The organism is Acetobacter sp. P1H12_c (genome assembly GCF_018811975.1).
Lineage (GTDB): Bacteria > Pseudomonadota > Alphaproteobacteria > Acetobacterales > Acetobacteraceae > Acetobacter > Acetobacter persici.
Genome location: NZ_JACRVR010000009.1, coordinates 1 through 12,246, shown reverse-complemented (window position 1 = coordinate 12,246; position 12,246 = coordinate 1). Strand labels below are relative to the sequence as shown.

General features: G+C 64.1%; 8 protein-coding genes, 1 pseudogene and 1 riboswitch. Of the genes and pseudogenes, 1 reads left to right on the top strand and 8 read right to left on the bottom strand.

Annotation, left to right across the window (positions count from 1 at the left end; translation table 11 throughout):
• Positions 1–52 precede the first annotated feature (52 nt).
• Entirely contained in the window at positions 53–877 is an 825-nt protein-coding gene (locus KP699_RS07090; protein ID WP_208864079.1) for a mechanosensitive ion channel family protein, read from the top strand.
• Positions 878–1,288: 411 nt separating this feature from the next.
• Here the strand turns inward: KP699_RS07090 and KP699_RS07085 are convergent, their stop codons facing one another.
• From KP699_RS07085 to KP699_RS07050, 8 genes and pseudogenes are all read right to left on the bottom strand, one after another.
• The gene (locus KP699_RS07085) at positions 1,289–2,911 is read right to left on the bottom strand and encodes a cobyric acid synthase (protein WP_215762134.1); all 1,623 of its coding nucleotides are present in this window, start codon (positions 2,909–2,911) and stop codon (positions 1,289–1,291) included.
• Positions 2,912–2,925: 14 nt separating this feature from the next.
• Entirely contained in the window at positions 2,926–3,555 is a 630-nt protein-coding gene (cobO, locus tag KP699_RS07080; RefSeq protein ID WP_215762099.1) for a cob(I)yrinic acid a,c-diamide adenosyltransferase, read from the bottom strand.
• Positions 3,556–3,662: 107 nt separating this feature from the next.
• Positions 3,663–4,271 (bottom strand): annotated as a pseudogene (locus KP699_RS07075) (histidine phosphatase family protein); the annotation flags it as partial.
• Positions 4,272–4,384: 113 nt separating this feature from the next.
• Complete coding sequence (locus KP699_RS07070) at positions 4,385–5,788, bottom strand: cobyrinate a,c-diamide synthase (protein ID WP_252346855.1); 1,404 nt, start codon at positions 5,786–5,788, stop codon at positions 4,385–4,387.
• A complete protein-coding gene (gene cobN, locus KP699_RS07065; protein ID WP_215762097.1) occupies positions 5,785–9,474 on the bottom strand; it encodes a cobaltochelatase subunit CobN in 3,690 nt (1,229 codons plus the stop codon). The genes KP699_RS07070 and cobN overlap by 4 nt, the downstream gene beginning before the upstream one ends.
• Positions 9,475–9,491: 17 nt before the next feature.
• Positions 9,492–10,553 (bottom strand): cobalamin biosynthesis protein CobW, encoded by a 1,062-nt coding sequence (gene cobW / locus KP699_RS07060; protein WP_077931031.1) that lies wholly within the window; start codon positions 10,551–10,553, stop codon positions 9,492–9,494.
• A complete protein-coding gene (locus tag KP699_RS07055) occupies positions 10,550–11,002 on the bottom strand; it encodes a DUF1636 domain-containing protein (protein ID WP_077931030.1) in 453 nt (150 codons plus the stop codon). Before KP699_RS07055 ends, cobW begins: the two co-directional genes overlap by 4 nt.
• 160 nt (positions 11,003–11,162) lie before the next feature.
• A riboswitch (cobalamin riboswitch) is annotated at positions 11,163–11,425 on the bottom strand.
• 38 nt (positions 11,426–11,463) lie between these two features.
• Positions 11,464–12,246, bottom strand: a 783-nt coding sequence (locus KP699_RS07050) for an MFS transporter (RefSeq protein WP_374196899.1), incomplete at its 5' end; no start/stop codon positions are given.

Here is a 12,246-nt window from a genome sequence, read left to right as displayed (position 1 = left end):
CTAAAGAGGGAAGTGCGCTGGTGCGTACGCGTGATGAACAGACAATTCAGGGATGGTTATGGAACATCAGGTCAATTCATTATGGGTCCAGCTGAATGCCTGGCTCCCGACAGTCCTGAGCTACACGGGGCAAGTTGTGCTGGCTCTTATTGTGCTGCTGGTCGGCTGGAAAATTATCAACATGGTGACGCACGCCATGGGCCGGATGATGTCCGCAAGCCATATTGAGCCCACACTTCAGGGCTTTCTGCTGAGCGTTGCGGGGCTGCTGATGAAGGCGCTGCTGCTGATCAGCGTGGCCTCCATGGTGGGGATTGCCACCACATCCTTTGTTGCTGTGCTGGGTGCTGCTGGTCTGGCCGTGGGTATGGCGTTGCAGGGAAGCCTTGCGAACTTTGCCGGTGGTGTGCTGATCCTGCTGTTCCGCCCCTTCAAGGTTGGGGACTCCATTGTGGCTGGCGGCAGCGCCGGAACGGTGGAATCCATTGAGATGTTCCGCACCGTTCTGCGTGACGCCAAAAACGAGATGATTTATGTGCCCAACGGCACTCTTTCTAATAATATCGTTGTCAACAGCTCTCAGTCTGACAGGCTTCAGGCATCCGTTACGGTGCTGATTGATTATAACGATGATATTGATAAAGCGCGTGCGCTCCTGCTTGGAGCGGTTGAGAATGATGCGCTTGTTCTCAAAACACCGGCCCCCGCTGTCGGCTTTCTGCCGCAGCCTGCCAATATTGCCGTAACCCTCAGCTTCTGGTGTGCGCCGGGGGATGTCACACCGCTGACGGGAAAATATTCTGAAACGGCCATCCAGATCCTCAAACGCGAAGGGTATCGTCTCGGCACCACGGCACGGACGGCTCCGGCCAGCTAAGCTCGGGGACAACAGAACACTCTACCTGAGCGTTCTGGGCGCGGCTTTCCTGTTCCGGAAGGCCGCGTTTTTTTATGGTTGGTATTCTGACGGTCTTTTTTTATTTCTCCTTATGGATGCCTGATAAAAAATACCGTGGGGCTCTCGCTGTTATCACGTTTTCTTCTGTCTCTCTCGCGCATGCGGATGAAGAGAGTAACTGGAAAAAGGGAAAATGTGGTGCTCTGAGCGGGGGAATTAGTACCTAACCACTGGGTAAAAATTGTGACCGGCACGGACGATATCCAGACTGACACCTCGTCCACCGCCGGTATGGCGCAGGACGTGGCCCGCTGGAAAGGCATTATGAAACACCCCTGAGACTGATCTGCTGGCTTTGGGGGTGCCCTATGCTGAGGCGGCTGTGACCCCTTACGAAGAAACTACCTGTTCTGTCAGGCACTTTGCATAACTCGGCACGGTCGCAAGAGCGAGAAGCGCATCCAGAGAGATGTGGGCTTCCAGATGGTCCGCCAGCCTGTCGAGCGCCTGTTCCACAACGTCCTCATGCCGCTCTGGCAGGCTGGCCGTATACCAGCAGCCACCGGGGCGGAAAGACGCTCCGCCCGCACGCGCCAGCAGAGCCATGCGGGCAGGCCGATGGTCAAACACCCCATGCAGATACGTGCCGCAAACCTGACCGCAGGCAGAGATAGCCCCTTCCCTGGCCCCGTTCAGGACCAGAAGCGGCTGGGCACGGTCCGGCCCGGTAGTCTGGCCTGTATGAATTTCATATCCGGAGACTGCATGATCTGTTCCGGCAAGATGGCCGGATGCCTCTTGCAGGCGCTTGCTGCTGCTCAGCACCGTGTCCACCGCCAGCAGGCCGAGACCGGAGGCCACATCGGCGGCGCCTTCCGTGCCGTGTGGGTCTGCAACGCTTTGCCCAAGCATCTGATACCCACCGCAAAGCCCCATAACATGCCCGCCACGCGCCAGATGGGCCTTGAGAGCGTCTGCCCAGCCCTGCGCGCGGAATGTTGCTAAATCCGCCAGTGTCGCTTTGGAACCGGGGAGCAGGACAAGCTCACACTCCGGCAGGCTCTGGCCGGGCTGCACAGGCAGGATCTGCACGCCGGGTTCTGAACAGAGCGGGTCCAGATCATCAAAATTGGCAATCATTGGCAGGAGAATTACTGCGATACGCAGGCGGGATGGGGGTTTATCATCCCCGTTATGCACAGGGATGTACACAGGGGCCGCAGAAGGGGCAGACTGAGAGACCTTCTGGGATGCGGGCCGGGATATTGGCCGGGATGCCGACTGAGAGGCTGCCAGTGTGCTCATAAGGTCGGCAGCGTCTTCCGCCGGGAGAGAGCGGACAGCCGGAAGGTCCGGCACCAGCCCCAGAGCAGCCCAGCCGGTGCGCTGAGCGATGAAGTCCATCCCATCATAAAACAGTGAGATATCACCGCGCATTTTATTGACAATAAAGCCTTTGATACGGGCGGCATCCTGCGGGGGCAGGACAACCTGCGTGCCAACCAGACTGGCTATCACCCCGCCCCGGTCAATATCCCCCACCAGCACGACCGGGGCGTTGACGGCTTCTGCAAAGCCCATATTGGCAATGTCACGCGCCCGTAAATTGATTTCAGACGCGGAGCCTGCCCCTTCCACCAGAACCAGATCGGCCTGTGCGGCCAGAGTCTGAAAACTCTCGGCCACCACAGGCAGAAGTGTGTCTTTGCGGTTCTGATAGTCCCGCGCGCCGAGGCTGTGCCGCACCTGCCCGCGCACCACAAGCTGCGCCCCGGTCTCACCCTGCGGTTTGAGGAGGACGGGGTTCATATCCACAGTCGGGCGCACGCCGCACGCACGGGCCTGCAAGGCCTGCGCGCGCCCTATTTCCCCGCCGTCGGCTGTTACGGCTGCATTGTTGGACATGTTTTGCGGTTTAAAGGGCCGCACCCGCAGGCCGCGCCGGGTAAAGGCCCGCGCCAGCCCCGCCACCAGAGTTGATTTACCGACACTTGAGCCTGTTCCCTGCACCATGAGAACACGTGCGCTCAAAACTCCACGCCCTGCTGGGCGCGCACACCATTTTTAAAATGATGTTTGACCAGAGACATTTCCGTAACCAGATCCGCCGCCTCGACCAGCTCCGGTTTAGCGTTCCGGCCTGTCACGACAACATGCTGACCGGGAGGCCGGGCAGCAAAGGCGGCCAGAACCTCCGGCAGGGGCAGATAATCATACCTCAGGGCGATATTGAGTTCATCCAGCACGACCAGAGCCACATCCGGGCGGCAAAGGGCCTCTTTCGCGACGGCCCATGCCTGCTGGCAGGCTGCAATATCCCGTGCGCGGTCCTGTGTTTCCCACGTAAAGCCTTCCCCCAGCGCGTGAAACGCCACAAGGTCTTCAAACCGTTCCAGCGCCCGGCGCTCCCCTGTGTCCCACGCGCCTTTAATAAACTGCACCACCACGACGCGGTGACCATACCCTACGGTGCGCAGGGCCAGACCGAAGGCGGCGGTCGATTTGCCCTTGCCCGGCCCGGTATGGACCATCAGCAGACCTTTTTCGATCTGCTTACCCGCTACTTCCTGATCCTGCACGGCCTTGCGTTTCTGCATTTTCTCGCGGTGGCGGGCGGCGTCCTGCTCCGGGGTGGAGGGGGGTATGGCAGAGATCATGTCAGAACGGGGCCTGTGTCGGTTTTTGGGAATGTGAAATGGCTCTCGGCCGCTGCGCGACGGGCGTTGCGTGGCCAGAGCGGAACGACGCGCGCACTGCGCGGAGTATGCAGCCGGGAAGGACGCTGAGGGTCTGCCGCCTCCTCCTTCTCCGGCGAGAGGTTTGCGGAGGCGCTGACCATAAACAGCCGCGCAAACCCCTGTGGCATGGAGGGAGCCAGCAAGGCGGGCGGTATTCCGGCGGCAAGCGCACTCAGCACCCGCAGCGGCCCACCGTGAGACAGGACACAGGCCGGGGTGCTTGCCTGCTGCACCTCCTGCCAGAATGCCCGGACCCTATGGCATAACGCGCGGCCACTCTCACCACCCGGCGGGACAAATCCTTCCGGGTCCGCCGCCCATGCATCCAGTAAGCCGCGGTCAATATCCTGCCAGAGCCGACCTTCCCATTCCCCGAAGTTCATTTCCGCCAGCCGGGGGTCAATGCGCAGTTCCATGCCTGTGGAGGCTGCCAGCTTGCGGGCCATCTGCTGGCAACGGGCGGCGGGAGAGGTGTAAAGCACCCGGCAGACTGCGCCCTGCGCCAGTACGGCCAGCCCGGATGTGACCCGTTCCCACCCCGGACGCAAGGCGACGTCCTGCCGCCCGTAACATACGCCCTCCGGCACCATGACCGGTGCGTGGCGCACTAACAAAACGGGGAAAGACTGCGCCATTTTTCTCTCCTCAGGCAGACCTGCATGGCCGGTATCGCCCCGGCGCGCGCGCGGGCCTGCTGTTACAACCCGCGTTGTTCAACGCAGCACTGCCCCGCCCGGCTCCGTGCATTTCAGGCAGAGCCGGTATGAGGCACGGCAGGATGTGGGGGCAGCGCCGCAGGACCACAAGCCAGCACATGGAAAAATGAACCGGACACACCGCCCCTGCGCCCGCCGCATGGGCCAAGGTCCGTACCATCCCCCGCCCGCAGCTGCGCGAGCGGCGCATCGGCTCCGGCCTCCAGCACTGTGGCGTAATGGAATTCATGCCCGCGCAGGGTGGTGCCAGCCTGCCCCAGTACCGAGGGTGCCAGCAGGGTCGCCTCCCGGTAACCCAGATTGAGCTTGCGGCGCGCAAAGGATGTGACGTGCCCCAGCAGGCCCGTCATGCGATGGTGCGTGCCCTGCGCATCTTCCAGCGCCTCACCCAGCACCATGAAGCCCCCACATTCCCCATGCACCGGGCGGGTGGTGGCGAATGTGGCCAGACCACGCCGGAACTGTTCCGCCGCAGCCAGCTTTCCGGCGTGGAGTTCCGGGTATCCGCCCGGCAGCCAGCAGACATCACACGACGGGTCCGGGGCCTCGTCCGCCAGTGGGGAAAACGGCACGATCTCGGCCCCTGCCCTCCGCCAGAACAGGGCCAGATGGCCATACAGGAATGAGAACGCGGCATCATCCGCCAGCGCAATCCGCTGGCCGGGCGGCGGGAGCGCACCGGGCGGAAGGGGGGCGGCCTGACGGTTTCCATTCTGAGAGTTTTCAGCCTGCAAAAGCGTATCCGGCAGAGGGCGGGCAGTGGCGAGAATGGCGTCGAGGTTGAGTTCCCGCTCGGCCTTGTCCGCCAGATCTTCCAGCCAGTCTGTCAGGCCATGATGCTCCCGCGCCTGCACCAGCCCCAGATGCCGCTCCGGCAGCGGAGTGCCGGGCTGGCGGAGCAAGGTGCCACAGACCGGCAGGCCCGCCGCCCGAATGGCCTCTTCTGTCAGGCGGGCATGGCGGGGAGAGGCCACGCGGTTCAGCACGACGCCTGCCACCTGCACCTCCGGCTGCCATGTGGCAAAACCATGCGCCACGGCCCCGACCGTCTGGCCCTGCCCTGAGACATCCAGCACCAGCAGCACGGGAATATTGAAGCGCGAAGCGATGTCTGACGGTGCGCCGCGTGCACCCTCCGGTGCCACAAGCCCGTCAAACAACCCCATGGCGGATTCCACCACCACAAGGTCTACATCCTGCCGGGCAGCCTCCAGCGTTGCGGCCAGCAGGGCCGGGTTCATGCACCAGCTATCCAGATTCAGGCCGGGGCGGCCTGTCAGGGCGGCATGAAAGGCCGGGTCAATATAGTCCGGGCCGGTTTTTGCCGCCCCCACCCGGATACCGCGCCGCCGGAAGGCCGCCAGCAGCGCCAGCGTAACGGTAGTTTTCCCGCCGCCGGAGCGCGGGGCGGCCACCATAATTGCACGGACGCTCATGCGCGCTCCCCCGGCGTGTGAGAGTTCTGCTGAGACCCTTGCGCATTTAACGTCTGTTCGCGGACCATCTGGTCTTCGGGCATTTGTGGGGAAACTTCCGGGCCGGCGGCGGCATGCAGCACGGGCGGCAGACCGCCTTCCAGCACCTGCGCCACACTGTTGCCGCGCGGGTGCCACAGGCCACGCTGCCAGACGTCCGCAAAGCGGGCGCGCATGGCCTCCCGCGCGGCGGGATTGGTGCGCTGGAGGAACGTATCACACGCGCTATCCCCCAGTGTGGCGGCAAAAACCCTGTCAAACTGCTGGTCAAACCGCTGTGGCAGGGTGGCGGCAAACCCATGCAGGGCCTCCAGCCCACGCGCCAGTTCCGCAGCGCCTGCGTAGCCGTGCTTCTGCATCCCGGCAATCCAGTCCGGGTTGGCCAGCCGCCCGCGCACAATGCGGGCCACTTCCTGCGCGGTGGCACGCAGGCGCGGGCTTTCCGGCCGGGAGGTATCGCCATGCCAGAGAGCCGGGCTGGCTCCGAGGGCCGCCGCCGCTGCGGCCAGTCCGCCCTCATGCGCGGCATTTTCCGGGCTTTCCAGCATATCGGTTTCCGCGTGGTCCTGCACATGCAGCACGGCATCCGCCTGCCCCAGTAACCGGGCGAGGATCGCGGTATCCTGCCCGCCATCCCGGCCGCCGCCGTAAGTCCATGCGGAATTTTCAAGCCATGCCTGACCAAGGGCCGCTTGATCCGCCCCCGTGCCGGTGTGCAGGGCGTCCTCCAGCCCCGTGCCGTAAGAACCGGACGCTGCGCCAAAAATGCGGGCGGTCGCACGGGTTCGGGCCGCACCCTCCAGCCCCTGTACGCTGGCGGCCAGAGGGTTCCACTCCGCGGCTTCCCGACGGCTGGCAACGGCCTGCACCACCTGATCAAACAGGGCGATCTGGTCTGGGAAGGCATCCCGGAACAGGCCGGAAATACGCAACGTGACATCCACCCGCGGGCGGTTGAGCACGGGCAGCGGAATGATTTCAAACCCGCTGACATGCCCGGTGCCTGCGGCGCGCTGCACCGTAACCCCCATCAGCCGGAGTGCGAGGGCCATATCCTCCCCGCCGGTGCGCATGCTGGCTGAGCCCCACAAATCCATGACCAGATGGGTCAGCGGTTCCCCCTGCTCCTGCATATGCCGGGTGAGCAGCAGTTTTTCCATTTTTTCAGCCAGCACCATGGCGGAGGGCGTTGGCAGCGCACGTGGGTCCAGCGTGAAGAGGTTCCGCCCGGTGGGCAGAACATCCAGCCGCCCGCGCGTAGGCGCACCGGCGGGACCGGGGGCGACAAACCGGCCTGCAAGAGCCGCGAGAAGCGCCTGCGCTTCCGCCGGGCCGCTCTGACGGATGCGGTCGGTAATAGTCTGGAACAGGGGTGCGGTCTGCTCTGACGGAAGTGGATCCATCTGGCCGGAAAGACCCTGCGCACTGTCTGGCTGTGGTGTGTCTGCCTGTGGCGCACAGGCCTGAAGAATTGTCTGAGCGAGGGTCTCGGCCTCGGGCGCGGTCTGGCCAAAAATATGCAGGCCGTCCCGGATTTGCAAATCTTTCACATCACACAGATATGCATCCAGACGGGCGAGGGCTTCGGCCTCATCCTCCTCACCGGGGCGGACCCCACTTTCTGAAAGCACGCCGGTCCGGGCGGCTTTTTCCAGAATCTCCTTGCGGAGTAATGCGCCACGGCGCGGGTCCAGACCATCGGCCTCGGCATATTCATCAATCAGCCGTTCCAGCGCCTGCATTTCGGGCGAGAGGTCAGCCTGCCGGACCGGAGGCGTCATGTGGCCAATGGTCACGGCCCCGAGCCGCCGTCTGGCGGTGGCGGCCTCACCCGGATTATTGACGATAAACGGGTAAATAACGGGCAAAGACTCCGTCAACACCGCAGGCGCGCAGGCGGCGGAAAGGGCTGCGGCCTTGCCCGGCAGCCATTCCAGCGTGCCATGCGTGCCCAGATGCACCAGCGCGTCCAGCCGCCGCACGCTGCGCAGCCACAGGTAAAACGCCACATAGGCATGGCAGGGCGGGATATCCGGGTCATGATACCGGGCTTTCCGGTCGGCCTGACGCCCCCGGTCTGGCTGCACGGCAAGCGTCAGGTGCCCCAGTTCCAGCGCGCGCAGATGGAACGCGCCTTCCTGCACGCATGGGTCCTGCTCCGGCGCACCCCATGCCTGCGTGACGGACGCCATAAACCCGGCATCCAGCTCCTCCGCCAGCGCGTGGTATGTGGGGAGGCTTATCAGCGGGCGTGGGGCCGTCTGGGCCAGCAGAGTTATGAGGGTTTGTGCGTCTGGCAAAGGCGCTGGCCCGGTCTGATACCCCTCCGCCCGCAGCAGAGCGAGGATGGAGGCCAGACTGGCAAACCCGTCCAGCCCCACGGCATGGGCCACATGCCCCGTCTCCCGCGCAAGCCCGGCTCCCGGATAGTCTGAGAGGATAATACCAACCCGCTTCTGCTCCGGAGCCAGATGCCGCAGGCGTGCCCATGCCAGCGCCCGCGCCACGGTATGCCGGATACCGGGCAGATAAGGCGTGCGGGCCGCAGGCAGGCCAGGCGGCGCATCCTGCCGGAAGGAAATGGGGAGTGTTGCGATGCTGCCATCCAGTTCTGGCAGCACGGCCTGCATGGCGAGATCCGACCGGGAGAGACCGCGCGGGCTACGCCCCCAGACCTCCTGTGTCGCCCCCGGCTGGAGCAGTTGCAGGATTGGCGCCCCGGCAACCGCCAGCGGAGAATGCCCCTGCGGAGTTCTGGAAGAAAACAGGGTCGCGTTGAGGACAATATCTGGCTGAAAATTTCTCAGCGCATCGGCAACGCCACTGGCAACAGCAGGGTCTTTAAGAGATGTGACAAACAGCATCTCCACCCCGCAGCCCTGTGCGGCAAGGGCATCCGCCAGCGCGTCCAGAGCTGCGATATCCCCCACCATCAGATGGGCGCGGTAGAAAATCAGTGTGGCCCGCAGCGTGTGGCCTTCTGGCAGAGGAACAGAATCCTGACTGAGTGTTGCTGCATCTTCTGTTTTAAGATCTGTGCATGCTGCAACTGTGCGGTACACTCCCCACGGCGGCAGGGGTTCCGGCCGTGCGCCATCATCCGCGCGTTGCCCGGCGAGGCTGGCCATCAGGCGCAGGGCATGCTCCATATTGTGAGCACCGCCATACTGAAAAAACCCGTTCAGCCGCCTGCGTATTTCACCCGACACGGTGGAGAGATCCGCCAGACGGCTATCATCCGACAGCGGGGCACCGGCATCCGGCTGTGGCCGGGCTTCTCCGGGGAGCAGAGCCAGCGGGATATGGTGCGCCCGGCACCATGCCGCGAGTTCCTCAGCGCCATAGCGCCAGTAATCCAGCCCGCCGAGCAGCCGCACCACCACACAACGCGCCTGCGCCAGCGTGGTCTCCAGATACAGATCGACCGACATGGGGTGCCGCAGCCGGGCAAGGCTGGTGACCTGAAGAGAGGGCAGCGGCTCCCCCTCCCCGCGCGGACCGACCTTCAGCCGTGCCTGTGCGTGCAGCAGGCCGAGCAGGTCACTTTCCGTAAAGGACAGGACTACAAGTTCCGCCGGAGGCAGGCCGAGGTCTTCCGCCACGTCCTGCTCATCCAGCGTCCGGCTGTCCCGCACAAGGAGGTGCATGGGAGCTGGCCGCCTGCTTAACCGGCGGACGTTGCGGACGGATCTGCCGCCAGCGCGGCCGTAATCGCAGCCTGATCCAGCCCTTTCTGCCCGATGACCACAATGCGGCCGGTGCGGGCCTCCTGCGGGGTCAGGGGGCGGTCAAACTCATGCCGGAAGCGGGTGCCGACACCCTGCACGGCCAGCCGCATGGGCTTGCCCTGCACGCTGGCAAAGCCCTTCATGCGCAGGACGTCATACCGGGCCGCCACGTCCTGCAACAGGGTCAGAAAGCGTTCGACGGAAAGCTGTTCCGGCACGGTGACGACGAAACTTTCAAAATCATCATGCTCATGCTCGCCATCTTCCGCATCATGGTGCGACGGACGGGACTGGAGATCAGCCTCGGCTTCCGCCCCCAGACCCAGCAGCACGGCGGGGTCCACCTTGCCATCCTGCGCGCGGATAATGCGCACCGGGCGCGGACAGAGGGTTTTGATCTCTGCTTCCACCGCATCAAGCTGTGCGGCATCCAGCAGGTCCGTCTTGTTCAGAACAATCAGATCCGCCGCGTTAAGCTGGTCTTCAAACACTTCCGCCAGAGGGTTGTCATGATCCAGTGAGGGATCGGCCTCGCGCTGTTTTGCCACGGCCTCCGGATCATCCGCAAAGCGGCCGGAGGCGACGGCGGGGGCATCCAGCACCGTGATGACGCCATCCACCGTCATGCGGCTGCGCACGGTGGGCCAGCCAAAGGCTTTAAGCAGCGGCTTAGGCAAAGCAAGGCCGGAGGTTTCAATCACCACGTGTTCCGGCGGGTCGGCCCGGTCCAGCAGGGCTTCCATGGTGGGCAGGAAATCATCCGCCACGGTGCAGCACAGGCAGCCATTGGTGAGTTCCACAATATCATCCTCCCGGCAGCCTTCCACGCCGCAGCCGCGCAGGATTTCTCCATCAATGCCCAGAGAGCCGAATTCATTCACGACAACGGCAATACGGTGGCCCTGCGCTTTTTGCAGGATATGGCGCAGGAGCGTGGTTTTGCCCGCCCCCAGAAAGCCTGTGATGATGGTGACGGGAACGCGGGTGGATGCGGTCATGACGGCTCCTGTTCAGAAACTGTGGCCTCAGGGTAGAGGGTAGCGGGCACGCGGCCCAGAATCATATCAGAAAGAGAGGCCGGACGGCGGGACGGCATGACCGTGCCTTTGGCCGAGGCTGCATAGAGCCGCGCATAGGCCAGAAGATCTTCCGCCTTTTCCGGCCCCAGATGGCCGAGCAGCCAGGTCCAGCGGCCCGGCATGGCAATGGCCGCCGTACACCCGCGGTCACACGATGCCAGACAGGCAACGGGACGCAGCGTGACTGGGCAGTCCTGTTGTGAGGCCTCCAGCAGGGCCGTCAGGCGGTCCAGCAACTGTGCTCCCGGAGGGTGATCCATGCCGGGGCCGCCGCGCCGGCAGGTGGTGCAGACATGCAGCACCGGGCCTTCTGCCACGGCAGGCGGCGCGTGGGAGGACGGGGCGGAATGCGGAACAGACGCAGGCATAAAAAAATTCCCGATCAGGCGCCGCTCTGGGAGGATGCGGCCCTTAAACGGAGTGCATGCACAGTGCTCCTGCAGGCACAGGAGTGATGCGCCAGCCCCGCGCACCCTCGTCTTCCGGGCACCCCGCCGGACACGACACCTCAGACAGCCGCCCGCCCCGGAGGGCAGCGCGGATGATGGCAGGTCTCCTGGCTTGTGTCGTGCGGGCCTGCGCGGAATAAACCTTGCAGCCTGCGGGTCCGGCTGCCTTCCCGGTCCCCTTACCGGAGCCGGTGGCATGGACCTGCCCGCCAGAGGCGGCAGGCCCATAGCGGACCATGCAATCACTTACAGTTGCGGGGGCAGCGACGGCCTTGCAGCGGATGCTGCGCACCGGTCTTCCCTTTTCATCCCTCGCGGGACACCATCATGCGGCAAGCATCGCATAATACCGGTATTTTTCAAGCCGTAAGCCGGGCGCTTTATGAGCAGACCTGTTCTGCCGCCTCTTCGTCCTCATGCTCCGCCAGCCTGACGGGAAAGGCATTGCCGCTCAGCACCACTACCAGCATGGCCACACAGCACAGCGCCACAGAAACAGGCACCAGAACCGCAACGCCATACGCGGACAAAAGCTGCCCCCCAAGGGCCGAGCCAAGCAGAATACCGATATTGCTGGTGCTGTTGACCGCCGCCCCCGCCGTATCCGCCGAGGTGGCGCGGGTGCGGATCGCCCCGGACATGATGAACGGAATGATGCAGGCATAGGCCGCGCACCAGAGGCAGACAACCGCCACACTCCCCCAGCCCGGCACCAGCGTACCGCCCAGCAGCGCAATTGCGCACGCCATGACCACTCCTGCGCCGAGCATCCCCACACGCGGGCAGCGATCCACCATCAGGCCGGAAGCCCAGAGGCCGGACAGCCCCAGAACCCCAATAATCAGCAAGGCCAGACTCACGGACTGCTCGGGCAGGCCATGCGCCATCAGCACCGGAGCGATATAGGTGTACACAACATTATGGGCGAGGAAGAACATGGCGTTTGCCGCCACAACCCACCCGAAGGCGCGCACAGCCTCACGCGGGGCCTTATACGGACCGGACGGACGCCCCGCCGGTTTGACAACGGGCGGCAGGCAGACGGCAATCAGCACAGTCAGAAACGCTGCCAGCCCCGCCACAACCAGCATCGCGATACGCCAGCCCGCAAAATGCCCGAGCGCCGCTGCCCCCGGCACCCCCAGAACGCCCCCCATGGAGGC